Annotated in this window: 22 protein-coding genes and 6 tRNA genes; 23 read left to right on the top strand and 5 right to left on the bottom strand. The window is 40.1% G+C overall.

Annotation, left to right across the window (positions count from 1 at the left end; genetic code table 11):
* Positions 1-4: 4 nt before the first annotated feature.
* The 11 genes from lysS (at position 5) to I6E78_RS15405 (ending at position 7,834) form a co-directional block, all read left to right on the top strand.
* The gene (gene lysS, locus I6E78_RS15455; protein WP_011327221.1) at positions 5-1,540 is read left to right on the top strand and encodes a lysine--tRNA ligase; all 1,536 of its coding nucleotides are present in this window, start codon (positions 5-7) and stop codon (positions 1,538-1,540) included.
* Between the two features lie 193 nt (positions 1,541-1,733).
* Complete coding sequence (locus I6E78_RS15450) at positions 1,734-1,913, top strand: hypothetical protein (protein WP_182677141.1); 180 nt, start codon at positions 1,734-1,736, stop codon at positions 1,911-1,913.
* Between the two features lie 130 nt (positions 1,914-2,043).
* A tRNA-Ser gene (locus I6E78_RS15445) sits at positions 2,044-2,136 on the top strand.
* A gap of 35 nt (positions 2,137-2,171) precedes the next feature.
* Positions 2,172-2,248, top strand: a tRNA-Arg gene (locus I6E78_RS15440).
* Between the two features lie 74 nt (positions 2,249-2,322).
* A tRNA-Arg gene (locus tag I6E78_RS15435) sits at positions 2,323-2,399 on the top strand.
* A 50-nt stretch (positions 2,400-2,449) separates the two neighbouring features.
* Positions 2,450-2,526: transfer RNA gene (locus tag I6E78_RS15430), tRNA-Arg, on the top strand.
* 50 nt (positions 2,527-2,576) lie between these two features.
* A tRNA-Arg gene (locus I6E78_RS15425) sits at positions 2,577-2,653 on the top strand.
* Between the two features lie 182 nt (positions 2,654-2,835).
* A tRNA-Arg gene (locus tag I6E78_RS15420) sits at positions 2,836-2,912 on the top strand.
* A gap of 562 nt (positions 2,913-3,474) precedes the next feature.
* Complete coding sequence (locus I6E78_RS15415; protein ID WP_197182846.1) at positions 3,475-4,650, top strand: exo-beta-N-acetylmuramidase NamZ family protein; 1,176 nt, start codon at positions 3,475-3,477, stop codon at positions 4,648-4,650.
* Between the two features lie 10 nt (positions 4,651-4,660).
* Positions 4,661-6,322: a penicillin binding protein PBP4B gene (gene pbp4b, locus I6E78_RS15410; RefSeq protein ID WP_197182845.1), complete on the top strand. Its 1,662-nt coding sequence runs from the start codon at positions 4,661-4,663 to the stop codon at positions 6,320-6,322.
* A gap of 135 nt (positions 6,323-6,457) precedes the next feature.
* The gene (locus I6E78_RS15405; protein WP_041454342.1) at positions 6,458-7,834 is read left to right on the top strand and encodes a Na+/H+ antiporter NhaC family protein; all 1,377 of its coding nucleotides are present in this window, start codon (positions 6,458-6,460) and stop codon (positions 7,832-7,834) included.
* Between the two features lie 113 nt (positions 7,835-7,947).
* Here I6E78_RS15405 and I6E78_RS15400 read toward each other — a convergent pair whose 3' ends face one another.
* Positions 7,948-9,096, bottom strand: coding sequence for a hypothetical protein (locus I6E78_RS15400; RefSeq protein WP_197182844.1), 1,149 nt, complete (start codon positions 9,094-9,096; stop codon positions 7,948-7,950).
* Between the two features lie 229 nt (positions 9,097-9,325).
* On the opposite strand from I6E78_RS15400, the gene I6E78_RS15395 reads away from it, so the two are divergent.
* The 3 genes from I6E78_RS15395 to I6E78_RS15385 all read left to right on the top strand — a co-directional run bounded on the left by I6E78_RS15395 (position 9,326) and on the right by I6E78_RS15385 (position 11,086).
* Entirely contained in the window at positions 9,326-9,832 is a 507-nt protein-coding gene (locus I6E78_RS15395; protein WP_197182843.1) for a DUF3087 domain-containing protein, read from the top strand.
* Positions 9,833-9,916: 84 nt separating this feature from the next.
* Positions 9,917-10,570 carry a glutathione S-transferase family protein gene (locus I6E78_RS15390; RefSeq protein WP_011327228.1) on the top strand — a complete coding sequence of 218 codons (654 nt, stop codon included), beginning with the start codon at positions 9,917-9,919 and terminating at the stop codon, positions 10,568-10,570.
* A gap of 54 nt (positions 10,571-10,624) precedes the next feature.
* Positions 10,625-11,086 carry a low molecular weight protein-tyrosine-phosphatase gene (locus I6E78_RS15385; RefSeq protein WP_011327229.1) on the top strand — a complete coding sequence of 154 codons (462 nt, stop codon included), beginning with the start codon at positions 10,625-10,627 and terminating at the stop codon, positions 11,084-11,086.
* A gap of 123 nt (positions 11,087-11,209) precedes the next feature.
* On the opposite strand, the gene I6E78_RS15380 is transcribed toward I6E78_RS15385, so the two are convergent.
* Positions 11,210-12,307 (bottom strand): energy transducer TonB, encoded by a 1,098-nt coding sequence (locus I6E78_RS15380; protein WP_197182842.1) that lies wholly within the window; start codon positions 12,305-12,307, stop codon positions 11,210-11,212.
* A gap of 254 nt (positions 12,308-12,561) precedes the next feature.
* On the opposite strand from I6E78_RS15380, the gene I6E78_RS15375 reads away from it, so the two are divergent.
* From I6E78_RS15375 to csrA, 6 genes are all read left to right on the top strand, one after another.
* Positions 12,562-13,185 carry a GTP cyclohydrolase II gene (locus tag I6E78_RS15375; protein WP_197182841.1) on the top strand — a complete coding sequence of 208 codons (624 nt, stop codon included), beginning with the start codon at positions 12,562-12,564 and terminating at the stop codon, positions 13,183-13,185.
* 13 nt (positions 13,186-13,198) lie between these two features.
* Positions 13,199-13,987 (top strand): BPSS1780 family membrane protein, encoded by a 789-nt coding sequence (locus I6E78_RS15370; protein WP_197182840.1) that lies wholly within the window; start codon positions 13,199-13,201, stop codon positions 13,985-13,987.
* Positions 13,987-14,439 carry a regulatory protein RecX gene (locus I6E78_RS15365; protein WP_011327233.1) on the top strand — a complete coding sequence of 151 codons (453 nt, stop codon included), beginning with the start codon at positions 13,987-13,989 and terminating at the stop codon, positions 14,437-14,439. Before I6E78_RS15370 ends, I6E78_RS15365 begins: the two co-directional genes overlap by 1 nt.
* Positions 14,440-14,458: 19 nt before the next feature.
* Entirely contained in the window at positions 14,459-17,065 is a 2,607-nt protein-coding gene (gene alaS / locus I6E78_RS15360; protein ID WP_197182839.1) for an alanine--tRNA ligase, read from the top strand.
* Positions 17,066-18,283, top strand: a complete 1,218-nt coding sequence (locus I6E78_RS15355) for an aspartate kinase (RefSeq protein WP_058372600.1) — start codon at positions 17,066-17,068, stop codon at positions 18,281-18,283.
* A 90-nt stretch (positions 18,284-18,373) separates the two neighbouring features.
* Entirely contained in the window at positions 18,374-18,565 is a 192-nt protein-coding gene (gene csrA, locus I6E78_RS15350) for a carbon storage regulator CsrA (protein ID WP_011327236.1), read from the top strand.
* A 50-nt stretch (positions 18,566-18,615) separates the two neighbouring features.
* Here csrA and I6E78_RS15345 read toward each other — a convergent pair whose 3' ends face one another.
* The 3 genes from I6E78_RS15345 to I6E78_RS15335 all read right to left on the bottom strand — a co-directional run bounded on the left by I6E78_RS15345 (position 18,616) and on the right by I6E78_RS15335 (position 19,712).
* The gene (locus I6E78_RS15345) at positions 18,616-19,083 is read right to left on the bottom strand and encodes a YcxB family protein (protein WP_197182838.1); all 468 of its coding nucleotides are present in this window, start codon (positions 19,081-19,083) and stop codon (positions 18,616-18,618) included.
* Positions 19,084-19,283: 200 nt separating this feature from the next.
* On the bottom strand, positions 19,284-19,475 hold the full coding sequence (locus tag I6E78_RS15340; protein ID WP_011327238.1) for a hypothetical protein: 192 nt from the start codon (positions 19,473-19,475) through the stop codon (positions 19,284-19,286).
* 66 nt (positions 19,476-19,541) lie between these two features.
* Complete coding sequence (locus I6E78_RS15335) at positions 19,542-19,712, bottom strand: DUF1328 family protein (protein ID WP_011327239.1); 171 nt, start codon at positions 19,710-19,712, stop codon at positions 19,542-19,544.
* A 755-nt stretch (positions 19,713-20,467) separates the two neighbouring features.
* Here I6E78_RS15335 and I6E78_RS15330 point away from each other — a divergent pair.
* Genes I6E78_RS15330 through I6E78_RS15320 form a run of 3 tightly spaced genes read left to right on the top strand, consistent with a single transcriptional unit; the run spans position 20,468 to position 23,651 of the window.
* Positions 20,468-20,713 carry an OadG family protein gene (locus I6E78_RS15330; protein WP_197182837.1) on the top strand — a complete coding sequence of 82 codons (246 nt, stop codon included), beginning with the start codon at positions 20,468-20,470 and terminating at the stop codon, positions 20,711-20,713.
* A gap of 12 nt (positions 20,714-20,725) precedes the next feature.
* On the top strand, positions 20,726-22,507 hold the full coding sequence (oadA, locus tag I6E78_RS15325; RefSeq protein ID WP_011327241.1) for a sodium-extruding oxaloacetate decarboxylase subunit alpha: 1,782 nt from the start codon (positions 20,726-20,728) through the stop codon (positions 22,505-22,507).
* Between the two features lie 13 nt (positions 22,508-22,520).
* Complete coding sequence (locus tag I6E78_RS15320) at positions 22,521-23,651, top strand: sodium ion-translocating decarboxylase subunit beta (protein WP_011327242.1); 1,131 nt, start codon at positions 22,521-22,523, stop codon at positions 23,649-23,651.
* The last annotated feature ends 120 nt before the right edge of the window (positions 23,652-23,771 follow it).

The following is a 23,771-nucleotide window of genomic DNA, read 5'->3' as shown; positions in this document are numbered from 1 at the left end:
AAAAATGACTGATCAAATCCAAGACGAAAACAAGTTAATCGCTGAGCGTCGTGGCAAATTAGATGCTATACGCCAAAATTGCCCAGCCAACGGTCATCCAAACCAATTCCGTCGTGAGCATTACACGGCAGATTTGCAAGCCCAGTTTGGTGATAAGAGCAAAGAAGAATTAGTAGAGTTACAACAAGTAGTGTCTATTGCTGGACGTATTTTAGCAAAGCGCGGACCATTTTTTGTAATTCAAGACATGAAAGGCCGCGTACAATCATATGCGTCTAAAGATGTGCAAAAAGATTTAAAAGAAAAATATGGCCAACTAGATACTGGCGATATTATTGGTGTTAAAGGCGCGCTTAATAAATCGGGTAAAGGCGATTTATACGTAGAAATGACAGAGTACCAACTATTAACTAAGTCACTTCGCCCGTTGCCAGAAAAATTCCATGGCTTATCAGATCAAGAAACTAAGTACCGTCAACGTTACGTTGATTTAATTACTAACGAAGCAACGCGTGAAACATTCCGCATTCGCTCACAAGTAGTTGAAGGCATTCGTCGCTTTTTAGCAGACCGCGATTTTATGGAAGTAGAAACACCCATGCTACAGGTTATTCCTGGCGGTGCATCGGCACGCCCGTTTGTAACACACCATAACGCGCTTGATATTGACATGTACCTACGTATAGCGCCTGAGCTGTACTTAAAGCGTTTAGTGGTAGGTGGTTTTGATCGCGTATTCGAAATTAACCGTAACTTCCGTAACGAAGGGTTATCTACGCGTCACAATCCAGAATTCACTATGATTGAATTTTACCAAGCATACGCTGATTACATCGATCTGATGAACATTACCGAAGACATGCTACGTACAGTTGCAGAAAACGTACTTGGTAGTGCTGTGGTAGTTAACACAACTAAAGACGAAAACGGCGAAGTAATTGACTCAGTTGAATACGATTTTGGTCAACCGTTTACGCGCTTAAGCATGAGCGACGCAATTTTAAAATATAACCCTGAGTTTGATGCGGCAGTGTTTAACGACCCAGAAAACCATTTTGAACAATTAAAAGCGTACGCTAAGCAAGTACACGTTAAAATTCCTGAAAACTGTGTTTGGGGCCCAGGTAAATTTTTGTGTGAAATATTTGAAGAAACAGCAGAGCACATGCTTATTCAACCTACGTTTATTACCGGCTACCCATGGGAAGTATCACCATTGGCACGTCGTAACGATGAAAATTCATTTGTTACAGACCGCTTTGAGTTTTTTGTTGGCGGACGTGAGCTGGCTAATGGTTTCTCTGAGCTTAACGATGCACAAGACCAAGCAGAGCGCTTTACTCGTCAAGTTGAAGAGAAAGACGCAGGCGATGATGAAGCAATGCATTACGACGAAGACTACATACGCGCACTAGAGTATGGCTTACCACCAACTGCAGGTGAAGGTATTGGTATTGACCGTTTAGTAATGCTGTTTACTGACTCTCCAACCATTAAAGACGTTATCTTGTTCCCGCATATGCGCCCGCAAGCCGACTAAGCTTAATAATGTAAAGTAATAAAGCGCCGCTTAAATGCGGCGTTTTTGTGTCTGGGCTATAACTTTTTAATCTGAGTGTTTTTTAAACGCACTGTTGCATTTATGTAAAGTTGTTCGCTACACTACGATGGAAATTTAGAGGATTGATTTAAGGCTCTAAATAAAAAGATTAAATGGATTTATAAATAATAATATGAAAAATAAACGTATTGAAAACCCAATCAATAACTGCGAAACAGAAGATGCAAGACAAGCCTTTTACCGAGCCTGTATTGCAGAGTTTCAAAAGTTAGGTTATCAAGAGCAGTATCTTGCAGAGTTAAATGATGATTTAGTGCCTGTGTTAGGCGTTAACCCACCAGAAAAAAGTTAAAAGTTGTTTGAATTTCAAACTAATTACACATTAAAACTAACTAGATGCACAATCTATAACCATATAGGCACATTTGGTAGAAAAGTGTTTGACATATTTTCTGAACTCTTTATTATACGCCCCACAAGACGGAGAGGTGTCCGAGTGGCCGAAGGAGCTCCCCTGCTAAGGGAGTATAGAGTTTGTAGCTCTATCGAGGGTTCGAATCCCTCCCTCTCCACCATTTTTAAATGGCATGTTTTGTAAGTTTTAAAGTATGGGTGCATAGCTCAGCTGGATAGAGTACTCGGCTACGAACCGAGCGGTCGGAGGTTCGAATCCTCCTGCGCCCACCATACTTTAATAACTCTGCTTAGAGTTTAAATAAGCAAAAGCTCTGCTTAGAGTTAAAATAAGTAAACTATAAAGTGGGTGCATAGCTCAGCTGGATAGAGTACTCGGCTACGAACCGAGCGGTCGGAGGTTCGAATCCTCCTGCGCCCACCACTTTATAGACTCTCACTTAGAGTAAAAACAAGTAAAGTAAAAATGAAAGTGGGTGCATAGCTCAGCTGGATAGAGTACTCGGCTACGAACCGAGCGGTCGGAGGTTCGAATCCTCCTGCGCCCACCACTTTATAGACTCTCACTTAGAGTAAAAACAAGTAAAGTAAAAATGAAAGTGGGTGCATAGCTCAGCTGGATAGAGTACTCGGCTACGAACCGAGCGGTCGGAGGTTCGAATCCTCCTGCGCCCACCACTTTCATATTTTCATACACTTTTAAGTGTAAGAAAAATAAGCCGATGAAAATCGGTTTTTTTATTTTAAAGTTATACACTCCGCTTAGAGTTTAAATAAGCAAACAATGAAAGTGGGTGCATAGCTCAGCTGGATAGAGTACTCGGCTACGAACCGAGCGGTCGGAGGTTCGNAATGAAAGTGGGTGCATAGCTCAGCTGGATAGAGTACTCGGCTACGAACCGAGCGGTCGGAGGTTCGAATCCTCCTGCGCCCACCACTTTCATAATTAGCCGACACTTGAGTCGGTTTTTTTATGCCTGAAATAAAGTGAAATTATTGTGTGGCCGAGAACCGAGCACTCGCAGGTTCACTCTTACAAGATACGTCCTGCGCCCACCACTTTCATACATTAACCGACATTTGAATCGGTTTTTTTGTGCCGGAAATAAAGTGAAATTATTGTGTGGCCGAGAACCGAGCACTCGCAGGTTCACTCTTACAAGATACGTCCTGCGCCCACCACTTTCATACATTAACCGACACTTGAGTCGGTTTTTTATGCCTGAAATAAAGTGAAATTATTGTGTGGCCGAGAACCGTGCGGTCACAGGTTCACTCTTACAAGATACGTCCTGTGCCCACCACTTTCATAATTAACCGACATTTGAGTCGGTTTTTTATGCCTAAAATAAAGTGAAAATTGTAGATTGCCATCCCTGTTAACTGAGAATTTGTTCGCGAGAGAAACGGCAGGTTCTAATTACTTAACACCTTTCTAAAGCTGCTCTTTTTTATTACCTATGTTACTTTAAACGCCTTGTTTAAAAGGATATTGCAGTATGTTTAAAACCCTATTTATTACGTTGTTTTTTATTTTTAGCGCTACTTTAATACTCAGCGTACAAGCTGATGAAGCTAAAGGTTCAATTGTTGTGGGGGCGCAGCAATACACAAAGTATTTACCGCAGTTAAAAAATAAGCGCGTAGGGCTGGTGGTTAATCAAACATCAACAGTAGAAAAAATCCATTTAGTAGATAGCCTGCGGGAAAAAAACGTAAACATAACTAAAATATTTGCACCTGAGCATGGCTTTCGTGGCGATCACGATGCGGGGGCGCACGTAAAAAATGCCGTTGATAGTAAAACAGGTATTCCACTTATTTCCATTTACGGCAACAATAAAAAACCGAGCGCCGAAGTTTTAGCTGATGTTGATGTAATAATTTTTGATATTCAAGATGTGGGTGTGCGATTTTATACTTATATAAGCTCTATGCATTACATGATGGAAGCAGCTGCCGAACAAGAGGTTGAGTTTATTGTACTCGACAGACCAAACCCAAATATTGCTTATGTTGATGGGCCCATATTAGAGCCGCAATTTAAGTCATTTGTAGGTATGCACCCCATTCCTATAGTTCATGGTATGACTGTGGGCGAGCTTGCAAACATGATCAAAGGTGAAGGCTGGATAAATCAAGCAGCTGTTTTAGAGCTTAATGTGATCCCAGTTAGTGGTTATACACGCGCAACTAGCTATAGTTTACCGATAAAGCCAAGCCCTAATTTACCAAATGATACTGCTATTTCGCTTTATCCGTCACTGTGCTTTTTTGAAGCCACGCCAATTAGTATTGGCAGAGGCACCGATTTTGCGTTTCAGGTTATAGGTTATTCACCGGTTGCTTTAGGGGAGTTTAGTTTTACCCCGCGCGCTATTAAAGGCGCGGCCCTAAACCCTAAATTTAAAAACCAAGCTGTGCAGGGGCTCGACTTACGCCAAGCCACCACTAAAGGGTTAGATTTAAGCTACTTAATAAGTGCTTATAAGCAGCTTAATAATAATGATATTACGTTTTTTGAGCGCGCTGATTTTATGGATAAGTTAGCAGGTACCGATAAGCTGCGCTTAGCTATTGAGGCGGGGCAATCGGCACAACAAATAAAGCAAACTTGGCAGGCGGCCCTGATGCAATTTAAACAGCAAAGAGCACCTTATTTGTTATATGAGTAAAAGGCAGCTTATGTACTTATATTTAAAAAATAAAAATTATTACAGTATAAAAAAGTTATTAATAGTGGCTTTAAGTTTTATGCTGGGGGCATGTAGCTCCTCTGTAGAGCCGCTCGAGCCCAAGGCGCTATTAACGCAAAGTAAACTTGTTGAGCTGCCTAATGCGCAAGTAATTGTTACCTTTCCTGAGCCAAACCCTAGTAGCCGTGAGTATGTAAATAATCGCGGCACGTTTAAAGCCTATAAAGGCCATGGGCAGCTGTTAATTCAAAATCATAGTGCTAAAAGTGCCGACATTTATATAAATAATCAACTGCTTAATATTAAGCAATTGCTCGGCGCTAATACTGTGTACCAATATAGTTTAGCTAAGCTAACGCATAACGGGGTTAACACCTTTAAAGTTGCAAACATTCAACCAGCGGGAGCAAGTTTAACGCTGCGCTTTGCGTTTCCTACTTTAAATAAAGCGTCGCATCAGCAGGCTAATTTTAGTGAGGTAGATGCATTAATAGAGCGAGATATTAAAGCGGGTTTTCCTGGTGCTGTTTTAGCGGTAGTAAAAAGTGGTGAGTTAATTAAATTAACTGCTTATGGCGATGCAAAACAGTATCAACAGAACGATTTAATGCTATTACGCCCAGAGCCAATGCAAACTGATACCTTATTTGACTTAGCCTCTAATACTAAAATATTTGCTACCAACTTTGCATTAATGAAGTTAGTAAGCGAAGGCCTATTAAATATTAATAAACCAGTGCAATTATATTTACCAGAGTATCAAGGCGATGGTCGAGAGCAGCGACGCGTAAAAGATTTACTCACGCATAGCGCAGGCTATCCGCCGGTGTTTGATTTTCATCGTAAAGACAGTAGCAATGGCGATGTGTTTTACTCACAAAATAGCCATACTACAAAAAAGCTCTTACTTACCAGTGTGCCACTTAGCGAAAAATCGCTCGGGCAGCATGTTTATTCAGACATTGATTACATGATTTTAGGAGTATTGGTTGAGCGTATAACCGGTCTTTCACTTGACGATTACCTAGAGCAACAAGTATATGCGCCATTAAAATTGCATAACACTGTGTTTAACCCCCTTAAAAAAGGCTTTAATGCTCAGCAATTTGCCGCCACAGAGCTGGGTGGTAACACGCGAGACGGACGAATCAAATTTGATAATATTCGCACCCATGTTTTACAAGGCCAAGTACATGACGAGCGTGCGTACTATTCTCTAGGTGGCGTAGCAGGGCACGCGGGGTTATTTAGTAATGCGCCAGATTTAGCCATACTTTGTCAGCTACTATTAAATAATGGTGGTTACGGCGATAAGCAGCTTTTTAGTGCAAGTGCTTTGGCGCAGTTTTTAACCCCACAAAGTAGCGATGAAACCTACGGGCTGGGCTTTAGGCTTGCTGGTAACAACCAAGCAAGGCGTTGGCACTTTGGCCCTTACGCAAGCGCACAGGCTTATGGGCATACAGGTTGGACAGGCACAGTAACGGTAATTGATCCCGTTTACGACTTAGCGATTATTTTATTAACTAATGCGCGGCATACGCCAATTACAGGCTCGCAAAAAAGTTATCAATTTAGTGGTAAAAATTATGAAACTGCACAATATGGCTCGGTTGTTTCATTAATATACGAAGCGTTATTAAATCAATAAACTGACAGTATAAATAGCATATATCAATGTGCTTAGTGGTTTACTTAAATGGGTTTTGACTGTAAAACTTAAGCTAGATAACAAAGTGTAAAATATTTACCCCGTAAATAAGCACACTAAAATAAAGGTTAATTTATGTCTTGGTATTCTATTTTACCGCCGTTAATCGCCATTGCTGTCGTATTTTGGCGCAAAGAGGTCATTATGGCGCTGTTGCTTGCAGTGGCTTCGTCAGAGTTTTTACTCGCATTACAGGGGGAGGGCAGTAGTGTATTTAATACCTTTTTAAACACTATTGAACGTATTGTTAGCGTAGCAAGCTCGCCCGGCAATACCCGTATTTTAATTTTTAGTATTTTGATTGGTGCTTTGCTTGCCTACATTCGCGAGTCGGGTGGAGTAGCCGCTACCGTTAATATGTTAATGAACAAAGGTATAGCGAAAAGTAAGCGTCAAGTTGGCTTTTTAACTATGTTTACTGGCATTGCGGTGTTTATAGAGTCAAACCTGAGTGTACTTACTGCAGGTATTTTATCGCGCGGATTATTCGATAAATTTAAAATGAGCCGCGCCCGCTTAGCTTATATTATCGATAGCACCAGTGCGCCGGTATGTATTTTAATATTACTAAATGGTTGGGGCGCATTTGTACTGGGGTTATTAAGTAACTACGAGTTAGGTGAATCGGCTGTATCGGTACTTTGGGGCAGCGTAGGCTATAACTTTTACGCCATAATCACGCTTGTTATTGTTTTTTACACCATTGCGTTTGATAAAGTACATGGCCCAATGAAACAAGCTGAGCAAAAACTAGAGCTACAAACAACTGACTTAAAAGAAGAAGTAAAAGGCTCTAAAGCACGCTTTATGTTAGTGCCCCTTATTACGCTGATTGTTAGCATGGTGGGCTTTATGTTTTACACAGGTAACGGTGTATTGGCAGAAGGTAGTGGCTCAAAGTCGGTATTGTATGCAACCGTTTTAGCCATAGTTGTAGCTTACTTTTTAATGCTAGCATCACGCCAATTTAGCCACCATAAGTTAGTTGAAACAGGCTTTAAAGGGATGGGCGAATTACTGCCACTAGTAGGCATTGTATTGTTATCGTTAACTTTAGGAGCAAGCTTAAAAGAGTTGGGTACTGGTGTGTTTGTGGCATCTTTAGTGGGCGATTACCTCCCTATTTACTTGGTGGTACCGGCACTGTTTTTAACCGGTGCGGTTATGTCGTTTACTACGGGTACATCGTGGGGCACCTTTGCAATTTTAATCCCTATTGGCGTGCCGCTTATTCAAGCATTGGGTTTGCCGCCGTCGTTGGTATTAGGTGCTATTCTAGGTGGCGGTATATTTGGCGATCACTGCTCGCCCATATCCGACACCAGCGCAGTATCGGCAATTGCATCGGGCTGCGACTTACTTACTCACGTTAAAACCCAGCTACCCTATGCCTTGTTCGCTGGTGGCCTGACACTTATAGCCTACTTAGTAACGAGCATAATTGTTTTATAAGCGCGTTTATGATTACTCATTTTGAATGACAAAAAGCCTGCAAATTTGCAGGCTTTTTGTTTATACGTAGGTCGGATAAGCGGCGCAGCCGCGCCATCCGACAGGTCAGCTACTTACAACGCATTTAAGCTGTGCTCTAGCATTGCGGTAATTTGCTTTACTATTTTTGCTTCCGTTTTCGGCTCAAATTGTTGGATTCTGGGTGTGTGAATATGGCCTGTTGGAATGGTTGAATTAAGTTGATTACGAAGGCGTATACTGCGATACGAAATTTCATTAGACAGGTATCCACCGCCAGAGCCATTTACGGCAATGCTATTTTGCAGCTCGGCAAGTGTTGCAGGCTCGTAAGTTTTTTCTAAGGTAGTGATTTTATGATTATCAATAACCTTATACGGCCCTTGTGCTTGCTGCATATTTGCCACGGGAAGGCTAAATTGTACAAATTCGTTACCTGGCAGTGGCTGGTTATTTAAACTTGGGAGCAAGGGAGCTGTTTGTGACCCGCCAAATATAATATTGGCATTGTCTGGGGCAGTTACGCTGCGGCGCTTACCGGGAAATCTTTCTAAATCAAAATCTTTGCGACCCATGCTTACAGTAACAATCATATCGACATTATTCAGGGCGTAATAAGGCGCGAGGAGTGCTTCGATTATACCTTGATCAAAGTCGGCATAACGAACGGGCACCATAACGGTGTTAATTTCAGCGCTAATACCTTGGTAGTTAATTACTTGACCATCTAGCAAGAGGGCAGCAACTCCAGATGGATTACTTTGATTTATGTTTTTATCTAATAAAAAGGGGTCAAAGCCGGTAAGGATAATTTTTTTAGTGCTGCTTTTAGTAAAACTGAGGTCGTTATGACCGCGACTGCCTTTTTCTAACTGAGTTAAAAGGTTATTTTGCTCAGCAACTGAGAGGGTAAATTTTGGCTTAACAGAGCGAATTATTTTACTTGAAAGTAATCGTGCCCAGTAAAGCTCGCGATCATCGTAGTTTTTAGTTGTAACAATGCGTTGTTTGGCGTTTAACCATAATTGACTTGAATAATCAGCGATTAAGTCAGTTGCATGCCGAAAGTTGTTAAGGCTTTTCCATTGCTGTTCAAATTGATTCACCTCATCAGCAAAGGCCATTAGCACCTGAGGCATGGCGTGGGTAGCGGCTTCAATTCGTTGCTCTTCGGTTGTTAAATTGTTACTCAAAACCGAGCAAGAAGAAAAAATTAAACTTGAAGCAAATAGTAGTTTAAGCATGGTAGTCCTATACAGTTACAGCGATTATTTGGTTACTATCCTACGCATCTAGACGCAGTGCAAATTAATTCGTTGGCTAACCATTGATTAACAGCTCCTAACGTTGCAGAGGGCTAATCGCACTAATGCTGTTGTTAAATCAAAAAGAACGCAAATAGATTTTTCGATAAGTGGATTGTTTAGTTACAATGGCGGCAGTTATATTTTGTTCACTTAATTTTAGGCTGTTATGCAACTCATTGAAATAAATAAAGCGCGTTATCGTAAGCATTTAAACCGTGTTATTGCCGGTTGTGCTGTGGGTTTAGCTGTTGGGAGCTTAGCTATATCGCAAACGCTGATTGCTTTGTTTCCTGATGAGAGCGGCACTCACTTTCATTGGAACGTAACGGGCGTTGTTATTAGCGCATTAGGGCTTGCGTGGTTACTTAATAAATACCGCACGCATCCGTTTATGATTGAAGTGGTGTATGTGTGGGAGCTTAAACAAGCGCTTAATAAAGTAACCCGTAAAATGCCTAAACTAAAAAAAGCCGGGCGTGAAGGTAATGCCGATGCGTTATTAGCCATTCATTACAGCTACGCGGGCTCTAAATTGTTATGGCAGCTCGATGACAATACAATCACTATGGATGACTTAGCAATTAAGCAAGCTGAGCTGGATAGTGTGGCGGCTAAGTATAATTTAACACTTGATGCCAATGACTATGATGCAAGTATTTTAAAGAACTTTTAAAGCAATTTTAAAACGATTTTAAGTATTAAATAGCTTTTTAATTAGCGTATTAGTTGCGCTTTTTTCTTCTGATAAGGGTTTAACATGAGTTTAATTGTTTATGGCGTACCTCTTTCTCCTTATGTACGCAAGGTGTGTCTGTGTTTGGCTGCAAAGCAGTTAGATTATAAGTTAGAAATAGTGTCGCCGTTTAATCAACCGGCTTGGTTTTTTGAGTTAAATCCATTAGGGCGTATACCAGCGCTTAAAGATGGTGATTTAGTGCTGGCTGATTCGAGTGTTATTTGCCAATACCTTGATGATAAATACACAGGGAATACAGCATTACTTGGCGACACTGTCGAGCAGACTGCTCAGGTACGCTGGTTAGAAAAATATGCTGATTATGAACTTGCCCCATTAACTACTTTTACTGTGTTTCAACAGCGAGTAATTAATTTAGGTATGCAAAAAGTATGTGATGAAAGTTTAGTAAAGTTGGCTATGAATGAGCAGTTACCACCGCACTTTGACTACCTTGAAGGCGTGCTAGGTCATAATGATTACTTTGTAGGTAACGCGTTAACCCTTGCTGATATAGCGTTTGCGTCGCAGATAATCAATATGCAGCATGCGGGCGAGCAGATTAATGCACAGCGCTGGCCAAATTTAGCTGCACTTTTTGAGCGTGTAAAAGCATTACCAGCAATGCAAACTTTATTACAAAGTGAGCAGGCTATGCTTGCGTCAATGCAATAGTGTTTAGGTTATTTAGTTCAGTAATTAACAGCGTTTAGTTTAGAGGGAGGCTCTATGAAAAAAATACTGGTTGTGTGTTTAGGTAATATTTGTCGATCGCCTACAGCTGAAGCGGTATTAAAAAAACGTGCTGAGCAGTTAGGTATTACCGTTAAAGTTGACTCGGCCGGTACTATAGGTCATCACGAAGGCAATTCACCAGATAGCCGATCTATGCAGGCGGGCGAAAAACGAGGTTATAGCTTCAAAGGGATTTATTCGCGTAAAGTGCGCAGTAGTGATTTTACTGAATTCGATTTGATTTTAGCCGCCGACAAACAAAATTTAGCCGATTTAACTCAGCGTTGCCCAGCACATTTACAGTATAAGCTTGCACTGTTTTTAGAGTTTGGTGAGCAGGCTGTAAGTGCTATTCCCGATCCTTATTATGGTGGGGACGATGGTTTTGAAAAGGTGCTAGATTTAATTGAAGCAGCAAGTGATAAAATATTAGCTAAATTAACAGCCAATGTTTAAGTAATGGCTTTGTGCGTTATAGTGAATTAATAAAGGCGCTAAATTGCGCCTTTTTTATTAGAAAATTTATGATTACTTAGCGAGAAAACCCTGTGATCTTTAGTCGCTGGGGAGTTCACTAAGTTATCGGTTAATTTTGAAGTCGAGCCGTACTTGGGTTTTTGCTGTTACAGGTATGCCATCTTCAAATTTAGGAGCATAGCGCCATTGCTCTACTGCTTTTTTTGCCGAGTGCTCAAAAGTTACGCCGCCATTTGAATCAAGCACACTCACGTTTTTAACAAAGCCTGCGGTGTCTACTTCAAATTCCATAACTACACTGCCATCTTTACCTTGGCGTGCTTTGCCCATAGGGTAGTCAGGATTAACACGATAAAGCGGGGTTTGTTCTTGGCTTTCTTCCCAAGGCACCATTTTAGCAATAGCTAAGCAGTGCTTAGTTGCTTGCTCACTTTCGCCTTGCTTTTCGTATAGTGCTATAAGCTTAGAGTGAGCGCTTAGCTCGGCGCTGTGATCGTAGCTTAAGTTATTATCAAATACGGTGACTATGCGGTTTAACCTTGTAATTGCTGAATCATATTTTTTACGACCTTCATCAAACGAGGCCATTAAAAAATCTGATTTGATACGCTCTACAGCGTTTTCAGGTAAGTTTGCTTGGTAATACTCGTCAGCTTCTTCGGCGTAGTGTTTAGCAGAACGGTATTTTTCTGGCACAAACTTTTTAACTAACAAAGAGGCTGCAGCAAATTGCATGTCGGCTACAAATCTTGGTTTTTTAAGCTCCTTTGCTATATCAACTATACGTTCCAATTGGCTATCGGCCTGACGCGCTGATTTAGTATTGCTTGCCATACCTAGTAAGGCGTCTATTGTCTCGACTGAGCTTTCACCATGATTGTTAGCTAAAATATTGTACGCCTGTTTATACAGTTCGTAGCGTTTAGCTTCGTCTTCCTGGTTAAATCCGCTGATAGCTTTAGCGTAATTAATGGCTAAATTTGCGGTGTTATCTGCGTTATCGCCATATACTTTAGCACCTAAAGAGTAAGCGAGTTTGGCAGCTTGTTGTATGTTTTCGTTGGTATCTACGGCGCTTAAGTAATTTTGGTACGCTTGAGAAAATGCAGTGTTAGCATTTGTAGCTTCGCTTGCAAAAGCCGATGTAGTAATAACTGAAAGGTTAAGGCTAAGCAGTAAGGCGAGTTTATGTGGTTTCATAATGTTCCATATTATAATTATTATACTTTTTAACACATTAACAATTTACTTATAATTAGTCATGAATTGATGTAAATAAAGGTAAACAGTAAGGGCTTTAGTGAGAATTATATATTGTAATTATGCATTGATAATTAAGCTTCTCGTCGCCATATAATTGCAATAAATACCCTTGGATTTCGATCTTTTTGTATTCTTTTGTGATAATATCACTTCATTATCGTGTCGTAGTTATTTAAATATTTGGATTTGTCGTGGCGCAAGTAAGAGCAAGAGTTCAGCTTAATGTTGGCAAGAACAGTGATATTCCCGCTGAAATTATCTCGTTTACTGATTTAAAAGATGGCAAAGAACATATTGCTATGGTGTTTAACAACGCTGATACAGAGCAAGATGTACCGCTTATTCGTATGCATTCAGAGTGTTTAACGGGTGATGTATTTTACTCGTCGCGTTGTGATTGCGGTGAGCAGTTAAATGAGTGTATTGAAATGATGCACGAGCAAGGCGGTATTTTATTGTATTTACGCCAAGAAGGTCGTGGTATTGGTTTGTATAATAAAATAGATGCTTACGTGTTGCAGTCGCAAGGTATGAACACTTATGAGGCAAATAATCATTTAGGTTTTGCCGATGATTTACGTGATTTTTCGGATGCGGTGCTAATGCTAAATGCGCTTAATTTACCCCACGTTAAATTAATGACCAATAACCCTAAAAAGCTTAATGCACTAAGAGATGCTGGTATTACGGTTGATTCGGTCGTGGGTACGCACGCACACATTAAAGCCGGTGTTGCGGGTAATAAAGCGTATTTAGAAACCAAAATTAAACATGGCTCGCACATGTTAGATATCAAAAAAATTAAAAAACCTTAAATTAAGAGTAACTATGTCTACACAATTACGAGTTTTTAAGGCCGATGCTGCCCTAAAGTGGTTTAAAGCGGGCTGGCTTATTTTTAAAACCCAGCCGCTTACTTTTATTTTTATGCATTTATTTATTGGTATTGTTGGCCTGTTGTCGTTATTTTTACCGCTATTACAAGTGGTAGCGGCTTTAGCTACGCCATTTTTAACCGCAGGATTTTATCAGGCTGTGCTTACTAAGCAACAAGGCGGTAAAATTATGCTCGCTGATATTCTCAAGCCCATTACCACTAAAGGTAATCGTTTAGGTTTACTGCGTTTGGCTTTGTACCAAATGGGTGCGGGTATTTTAATGGCATTATTAGCAAACGGTTTATTTGCCGATGCAATTGCGGTTATGGCGCAGCCAGATTTAGATCCTAATATAGCAATTAGTCAAATGTTAGAGAGTATCTCTATGGCAAGCGTGGTGCTATTTTTATTAGCGTTGTCGGTTTATTTAACTGCATTCGCTTACGCGGTTCCATTAGTTTACTTTAATAAAGAACAGCGCATTTTTAGCGCTCTTAAAAACTCCTTTATGGTGTTTTATTATAATATTTTACCGCTAAGCGTTTATGCTATTATTTGCGGGTTATTTATTGTGCTTTCGATGTTTTTATCGTTCTTACCCTTGTTGGTTTTAATGCCTATTTGCTACATTAGCTTTTTTGTATCTTATCAAGCTATTTTTATGCCGGTTGTACCACCAAGTGACGATAGCAATATTACGCCATTAAGTAGTGAATCTAGTGGGCGTTTTGACGCTTAATGGATGATAAGTTAAAGCAGAAATTAAAAAACTATGTACTTTGGTTGTTATCAAGGCAAGAATATTCACGCCGAGAATTAACGTTCAAATTACAAAAAAAAGAAGCCACAGATGAGTTTATCGAAACCTTGCTTGATTGGTGCGAAAAGCACAATTTTGTAAACGAGCAACGTTACTGTGAAGGCTTTGTTAGAAAACACATATTTAAATGCCATGGCTTAAGGCGCATTCAAAGCGAAGCTATGGGCAAAGGGATTGACCGTTCATTACTTGAAAAAGTAATTGAAGAGCTTGAAGTAGATTGGTTTGAGCTGGCGCAGGATGCGTACAATAAAAAATATTCAAATACACCGGCAGACCTCGAGTACAAAGACAAGGCCAAGCGCGTGCGCTACCTAATGTATAGAGGCTTTAGCTACGATGAAATCGATTTTGCAATGCAAGCACAGTAAATACGGGTGAGACCTTCACATGCAGCACATGACTACCGCACAAATTAGACAACAGTTTTTAGACTTTTTTGCCAGCAAACAACATCAAGTTGTTCCTTCAAGCTCGCTTATACCGGGTAACGATGCCACTTTGTTATTTAACAATGCCGGTATGGTGCAATTTAAAGATGTATTTTTAGGCGCAGAAAGCCGCCCTTATACGCGTGCGACTAGCTCGCAGCGCTGTGTACGTGCTGGCGGTAAACATAACGATTTAGAAAACGTTGGTTATACTGCGCGTCACCATACATTTTTTGAAATGTTAGGTAACTTTAGTTTTGGTGATTACTTCAAGCAAGACGCGATTAAATTTGCGTGGAAGTTTTTAACAGAGGAAGTAAAGCTACCTAAAGAAAAACTGTTAGTTACTATTTACCATGACGATGAAGAAGCGTTTAACTACTGGTCTAACGATATAGGCTTACCTGCAGATCGCATTATTAGAATTGCCACTGCAGATAACTTTTGGTCAATGGGTGATACCGGTCCGTGTGGCCCGTGTTCTGAAATATTTTACGACCATGGCGAGCATATTTGGGGCGGTCCTCCTGGATCACCTGAGGAAGATGGCGATCGCTTTATCGAAATTTGGAACCTAGTATTTATGCAGTACAATCGTCAAAACGATGGAACAATGCTGCCACTACCTAAGCAATCGGTTGATACAGGTATGGGACTTGAGCGTATTGCTGCTATTTTACAAGGCGTGCATTCAAACTATGAAATTGACTTATTTAAAGGCTTAATTGCCGCTGCTGCAAGTGTTACTAACGCACAAGACATGGACGACAAATCACTACGCGTAGTGGCGGATCATATTCGTTCGTGTGCATTTTTAATCTCTGACGGGGTTATGCCATCTAACGAAGGCCGTGGTTATGTACTACGTCGTATTATTCGCCGTGCTGTTCGCCATGGTAATAAGTTAGGTGCACAAGGTGCCTTTTTCTATAAATTAGTAGCTGCACTTATTGAGCAAATGGGCCAAGCGTACCCAGAGCTTGCAAAGCAGCAAGAAATTATTGAAAAAGTATTACGCATTGAAGAAGAGCAGTTTGGTAAAACGCTAGAGCGTGGTTTAGCTATTTTAGAAGAAAGCTTAAGCGACCTTAAAGGTGATGTAATTCCTGGCGACTTAGTATTTAAACTTTACGATACTTATGGCTTTCCTGCGGATTTAACTGCAGATGTGGCGCGTGAGCGTCAAATGACGATTGATAATAAAGGCTTTGAAGAGTGCATGGCGGTGCAGCGTAAAACAGCGCAGCAGGCCGGTAAATTTGGTGCCGATTATAACGATCAATTAAAGTCAGACAAACAAACAACTTACAAAGGCTACACCACCACTAGCCATAGTGCGACTGTGGTTGAAGTGTTTGCTGGCAGTGAGTCGGTTTCATTACTAGAAGATGGCCAAAAAGGCATTGTAATACTAGACCGTACGCCATTTTATGCAGAGTCGGGCGGCCAAGTTGGTGATACAGGTGTAATTAGCGTTGCTGGTGGCGAGTTTACAGTAACTAACACGACTAAATTAGGTAATGCATTTGCACACCACGGTATAGTACAAGGCCGTATTGGTCTTAACGATAAAGTAGAAGCAACAATTGATGACGCACGCCGCGAACGCATCAAGAAAAACCATACTGCGACGCATATATTACACGAAACACTACGCCAATTATTAGGCGAACATGTAGGTCAAAAAGGCTCGCTAGTTCAAGCAGAGCGTTTGCGTTTTGACTTTTCACATTTTGAAGCTGTTACCAAAGAAGAATTACGCGAAATTGAACGTGTAGTAAACGATGAAATTCGTTGTAACTTTGCGTTAAGTACCGAGCTTATGGCAATAGATGACGCTAAAGCAAAAGGTGCAATGGCGTTATTTGGCGAAAAATACGATGACGAAGTACGTGTAGTTACTATTGGGGACTACTCTATTGAGCTTTGTGGTGGTACACATGTTGAACGCGCAGGTGATATTGGTTTATTCAAAATAGTATCTGAAAGCGGTATTGCTGCGGGTGTTCGTCGTATTGAAGCGGTAACCGGCGCTGACGCGATTGCCTACGTGAGTGAGCAAGAGCAAAAGCTAAATGATGTAGCTGCTGTAGTTAAAGCCGACAGCGCGTCAGTACTTGAAAAAGTAACTGCGCTGCTTGATAAATCAAAACAGCTAGAAAAACAAATTGCGCAACTTAACGATAAGCTAGCAAGTGCTGCGGGTGCATCATTACTTGATTCAGTAGTAGAAATTAACGGTATTAAGCTATTAATAGCCAACGTTAAGGGCACTGAGTCAAAAGCGCTACGTGGTATGGTTGACGACCTTAAAAACAAAATTGGCTCGGGTGTTATTGCACTAGGTGTTGCAAGCGATGATAAAGTGAGCTTAATTGCAGGTGTAACTAAAGATTTAACCGGTAGAGTTAAAGCTGGTGAGCTAGTTAACCATATGGCCAGCCAAGTAGGTGGTAAAGGTGGCGGCCGCCCAGATATGGCACAAGCAGGTGGCTCTGAGCCAGAAAACCTAACTGCAGCATTAGACAGTGTAACAGCTTGGTTTACTGAGAAAACACAAGCTTAAGTGGCACTTATAGTTCAAAAATTCGGTGGCACTTCGGTTGGCTCAATAGAGCGAATTGAAGCGGTTGCCGACCTCGTTGTTAAAACTAAACAACAAGGCCATCAAGTGGTTGTGGTGCTCTCGGCTATGTCGGGAGAAACCAACCGCTTAATTAATCTCGCCAAACAAATAGATACTCGGCCAAGTAGCCGTGAACTTGACGTATTACTTAGCACCGGCGAGCAGGTTTCGGTGGCTTTATTAGCTATGGCTATTATTAAGCGCGGTCATTCTGCTGTGAGTTTATTAGCCGATCAGGTTAATATTTTAACCGATAATATGTTTGGTAAAGCCCGTATTACAGATGTAGCAGCAACGCGTTTAAAACATGAGCTTGAGCATAACCGTATTGCAATTATTACGGGTTTTCAGGGCCGTGACATTGAAGGAAATGTAACTACATTAGGGCGTGGCGGTACCGATACTTCGGCGGTTGAAATTGCCGGAGCAATAAAAGCTGACGAATGTCAGATCTATACCGACGTTAACGGCGTATATACTACAGACCCTCGTGTTGAACCTAATGCACGACGAATGAGCCAAGTCACCTTTGCTGAAATGCTAGAGTTAGCGAGTTTAGGGGCCAAAGTATTGCATATTCGTTCAGTTGAAGCAGCAGGAAAACACAATGTGCCACTTAGGGTGCTATCAAGTTTTTACCCTGATGCTGGTACATTGATTAGTTTTGAGGAGAGCGATATGCCTGGCAATGTCGTTTCGGGTATTGCGTTTAATCGTGATGAATGTTTGATAAATGTAGAGGGTGTACTGAGTGGTACACAATATCTTGCAAAGATTTTGAAACTTTTTGCAGATAACGGCATCGAAATAGATATGATTAATCAAGTTAATCATAATGTTGACAAAGTAGACTATGCTTTTACTGTACACACAAATGATTATTTACACGCATTAGACGTTTTAACAGAGCAGCAAGCTCAGTTAACAGCACAAAATATTTTTGGGTTAACAACAGTAGCTAAAGTATCTGCTGTTGGTATGGGTATGAAGTCACATTCGGGTGTTGCTAGTTTATTTTTTGATGCATTAGCTGCAGAAAATATTAACGTTATTTTAGTGTCTACATCAGAAATTAAAATATCGGTTTTAATAGATGAAAAATACCTAGAGTTGGCTGTTCGTGCATTACATAAGATATTTTTAACAGAAAATGAATAGATTGATAGGTTTTACTTACTTTTTAGTCTGATTTTCATTAAAATGTTTTAGCGGAATCTTATAATTTTATTGGAACAAGGGAGCAAAAGAATGCTAATACTAACTCGTAGAGTAGGTGAAACCCTAATGATCGGTGACGAAGTAACCGTTACTGTTCTAGGTGTAAAAGGGAATCAAGTTCGAATCGGTGTTAACGCACCAAAAGACGTTTCAGTGCATCGTGAAGAAATTTACATGCGTATTCAAGCTGAAAAGTCTAACCCTGAACCTGGCAATGCTTAATCAGCAATGTACATAACTTAGTTACATACTGAGTTATTGCCAAAAGCCACTCACTGAGTGGCTTTTTTGTGTATAAAATTAAGTATTTCGGCAGTTAATATATGCTTGGATATATACTGCATGCCTTTTTTATTTTTTAATAGTATGCCGCGCTCTGTGGTGATAACTTCGTTAATATCTGACCACAGAAGTTGGGTGTTTTTATAAAAGTTACTTGATTTAATCCCTTCTTCGTCAAAGGTAAGGGTGACCTCAGATCCCGAGGCTTTGCTTAGCATTTGTCTAGTAACCCACCAAGGTCGGCGATAATAAAAGGCAATACATTCAAGTACCGCAACCATGATCAGAAAAGATCCTAGGTAATGATCGTCTAAACCATAAATCCCAAATAATCCGAGAGCTATTAATAGTGCCAATAAAAAGTATTTTGGTTGCGCGCGCTTGCTATGTGCAACTGATTCGTCAAAGCACTCATAAAAATAAGGCTTATCAAGCGTGTAGGTTGTTGTAAGTGTCATATAGGAGTTCTTAAAACATAATTATATGCATTTTAACAAGCTAACCAGTAAATGCGCAGTTATATAATAAATAACTGCATAATAGATAAACATTTTGGCGTTTATTATTTATCAGATCCAATCTTAAGTTTAGGTGTTATTTTATTACACGCATAAAAAACGGCTCATTTTAGAGCCGTTTTTTTAATAAATTAGAAGAATTAACAGTTTGTTTCTTCTGCATTTACACCTTCTTTTACTTCTTCACATGCATCTTCAACTTTGTTTTGCACGTCAGTTACTGCTTCGTCAATACGTTCACCAGCATCTTCTGCATGGTTATCTTCACAACCCATAATAAATAAACTTGCGAATAGGCCAATTAGTGCTGCTCTTAAAGTTGTCGAATTCATAATGTAATTCCTTGTAAATTTTGATTTAAATGATTTTTAATTAGTTTTAAAGCTTTAGTTTGTTACCTAGGGCTTTTTGCCACGTAGGGCACCCGATACTAAAGATATAACTAAAAGTATTAAAAATATAAAAAATATAATTTTTGCAATACCCGCTGCGGCGCCTGCTATACCACCAAAACCTAACACTGCAGCAATTAAAGCAATTACTAAAAAAGTGATTGTCCAGCGTAACATTGTATTCTCCTTGGTTTATCAAATTTGCTCAACAGATATAATGCGAGTTACGTGCCATTGTTTTTTTGCCTTTAAATCAATGGTTTGTTTTTATTTTTTTTTGTTTCGGCGCGCACTCAATGGTAAGTTTTACGCTTTGCTGTGTAATTTATTCATACTGATATAAGTGACTATGGATGTTAGTTTTTTATAAGAGAAGCTAACGCATATTGACCTTTGTGAGCTGAGTTAAGGGACTATTTAATAGCAGCGCTTGATTTGCGAGCCTAGTGGCCTTAATAACAACTACGTTATTTTGCTGCTTGTATTTGTGTAGTGATAAGTAAAGTTTAGTAGCGCTTGTGAACTTTACTAATGGGTATTATTTACTGTTATGTAAGTAATAAAAATAACGGCGGCTATTTAAAAGGTTGAATAATTAGCAAACACGCTTGGTAAGACCAATTGCCAGTGGTGAAATTACTTTATGCTAATGTGGTTGTTAGCACTTTACTTTGAGTGCTTTATTAACGGGTTTTAGGCCTCCTATATAACTTTTATTTATATTCACTATTTTTATTGTCTATGTAATAGCGCGTATCTAGTCCTTTTTGTAGTGTTAAGTTAATTAATAGCATGTTAGTTTTGTTTAAATTGGTTTTACCAATTTACAGGCTATAGACAAAACACTGTTTTTTGTTATTATTCAGTGAATAATTATTTACGTAAAACGATTTTTTATTTTGATTTCGGTATGATTTTTATAGGAGAGGAAAATGGATATCGCTGCTTTACTTACAACAGCAAGCAACTTAATGCTAACCGGTATGGTGGGGGTGTTTGTGTTTCTGTCATTATTAATTACCTGCGTTACGGTTATGTCTAAGCTGGTATCTCGCTTTACAGAGCCTGAGCTTGCAACACCTGCCAGAACACCGTCTTTTAAATCACAAGGTGTGCCTAATGAGCACATCGCCGCAATTAGTGCTGCCATTGCTCAGTACAAAACAAACAATAATTAAAGGAGCACTTAAATGGCTAAATTAAAATTAACAGAACTGGTACTACGTGATGCGCATCAATCATTGTTAGCAACTCGTATGCGCCTTGACGATATGCTACCAATTGCAAAAAAGCTTGATGATGCAGGTTATTGGTCTATTGAGTCGTGGGGTGGAGCTACGTTTGATTCGTGTATTCGTTATTTAGGTGAAGATCCTTGGGAGCGTATTCGCGCACTAAAAAAAGCGATGCCAAATACTAAACAGCAAATGCTATTACGCGGTCAAAATTTATTAGGTTACCGCCATTATGCTGACGATGTAGTAGAAAAATTTGTAGAGCGTGCCCATAAAAATGGCGTTGATGTATTTCGTATATTTGATGCAATGAACGATGTACGTAATCTTGAAACGGCAATTAAAGCGGCTATAAAAGTAGGCGCACATGCCCAAGGGACTATTTCTTATACAGTAAGCCCTGTTCATACGCTTGATATGTGGTTAACGCTAGCTAAGCAGTTGGAAGATTTAGGCTGTCATTCAATTTGTATTAAAGATATGGCGGGTTTATTAAAGCCGTACGATGCTGAAAAACTAATTAAAGCACTAAAAGAAACTGTATCTATTCCAATTGCAATGCAGTGCCACGCCACAACAGGTTTAAGTACTGCGACTTATCAAAAAGCGATTGATGCAGGCATTGATATGCTTGATACCGCAATTTCATCTATGAGTATGACTTACGGACACACCGCAACTGAAACTATTGTATCGATAGTTGAAGGGACTGAGCGTGATACTGAGCTTGATTTAAATCACCTAGAAGAAATTGCTGCTTACTTTAGAGATGTACGTAAAAAATACGCGGCATTTGAAGGTAGCTTAAAAGGGGTTGATGGCCGTATTTTACTCGCGCAAGTACCTGGTGGCATGTTAACTAACATGGAAAACCAGCTTAAAGAGCAAGGCGCAGCAGATAAGCTTAATGAAGTTTTACTTGAGATCCCACGTGTACGTGAAGATCTTGGCTTTTTACCTTTAGTAACACCAACGTCGCAAATTGTAGGCACTCAAGCGGTACTTAATGTACTAACGGGTGAGCGCTATAAAACAATTACTAAAGAAACAGCTGGCGTATTAAAAGGTGAATATGGCCTAACACCAGCACCTATGAATAAAGAGCTACAAGAGCGTGTGCTTGATGGAGCAGAGGTAATTACTTGCCGTCCTGCAGATAATATTGCACCTGAGCTTGCAACGCTTGAGGCTGAATTATTAAAAGAAGTACAAGAGCAAGGTTTAACTCTTGCTGATGAGCAAATTGATGACGTACTAACGTATGCATTATTCCCACAGGTTGGTTTGAAGTTTATTAAAAACCGTAACAACCCAGATGCATTTGAGCCAGTTCCTTGTGTTGAAGATAAAAGCAATAAAGCTCCCTCTAAATCAGCTTCAAATAACAACAGCGTTAAAGCTGAGCAATACAGCGTAAAAGTAGACGGTAAAGTTTACGACGTTGTTGTAGCTCAAGGCGGCGAGCTTAAAGAAGTTACATTAAAAGACTCAGAACATATTCCTCAGTCTGCTTCGGTTGCATCAGGCGAAACACTTAACGCCCCTTTAGCCGGTAATATTTTTAAGATAAAGGTAAAAGCAGGGCAAGTTGTGAATGAAGGTGATGTAGTGATTATTATGGAAGCCATGAAAATGGAAACTGAAATACGCGCTACGCACACCGGAACAATTGCTGAAGTGTTAGTTGGTGAAGGCGATGCTGTAACTACCGGCGACGCTATGATTGCATTAGCTTAGGAGTAAATAGAGGATGGATGGTATTTTAAACCTCTGGCATGCCACAGGCATTGCTAACTTTACATTTCCAGCGTTGATTATGATTGCGGTAGGCTGTTTATTATTGTTTTTGGCAATAGCCAAAAAATTTGAGCCCCTATTATTATTACCTATCGGCTTTGGTGCAATATTAACTAATATTCCGGTGGCAGGTTTATCCGACCCCGGCGGCTTACTGCATTATGTGTATTATGTAGGTATTGATACCGGTATTTTTCCACTATTAATATTTATGGGGGTAGGCGCGTTAACTGATTTTAGTGCGCTAATTGCTAACCCTCGTATGTTGCTATTAGGTGCAGCTGCACAGTTTGGTATTTTTGCTACACTGTTTGGCGCTATTTTACTTAACTATGTACCTGGTTTTGAATTTAGCCTGCAAGATGCGTCGGCTATTGCGATAATTGGTGGAGCTGATGGCCCAACCGCTATATTTTTAGCCTCTAAACTGGCACCCGACTTGTTAGGTGCGATTGCGGTAGCTGCTTATTCGTATATGGCATTAGTGCCAATTATTCAGCCGCCAATTATGCGCGCATTAACCACGGTTGAAGAGCGCCAAATAAAAATGCCAGAGCTGCGTAAAGTATCTAAAAAAGAGAAAATTATTTTTCCGTTAATGGTACTTAGCTTAACAGCAATGTTTTTACCTGCGGCGATACCTCTGGTTGGTATGTTTTGTTTAGGTAACTTAATGCGAGAGTCTGGTGTTGTTGATAGATTAAGTAACAGTGCTCAAAACGAAATCATCAATGTTACAACTATATTTTTAGGTTTAGCTGTAGGCTCAAAGCTTGCTGCAGATAAGTTTTTAACTGTTGAGACGATTGGTATTTTAGTGCTTGGCGCACTGGCTTTTGCTATAGGTACAGCCTCGGGCGTATTTATGGCTAAAGGGTTAAATAAAATATCTAAAACGCCGATTAATCCATTAATAGGTGCTGCGGGAGTATCGGCTGTACCCATGGCGGCGCGCGTAGTAAATAAAGTAGGCCTTGAGAGCAATCCGCATAACTTTTTACTTATGCATGCAATGGGGCCAAATGTTGCCGGAGTACTAGGCAGTGCAGTTGCAGCAGGTATTTTATTAGCACTTGTTGGCTAACATCAATTTTAAAATCCAACCGATTAGCGCAGTTTACTGCGCTTTTTTTTATGCTTAATTTATAGAGATAGGTTTTTATCGACTGTTTTTGTTACAGTAAGCTACTTGTAATTAATTAAG

The sequence above is a fragment of the Pseudoalteromonas sp. NZS127 genome (assembly GCF_015864805.1).
Classification (GTDB): Bacteria; Pseudomonadota; Gammaproteobacteria; order Enterobacterales; family Alteromonadaceae; genus Pseudoalteromonas; species Pseudoalteromonas nigrifaciens.
Note: the sequence above shows the minus strand (reverse complement) of the source record. Positions and strands in the feature narration are given on the sequence as shown.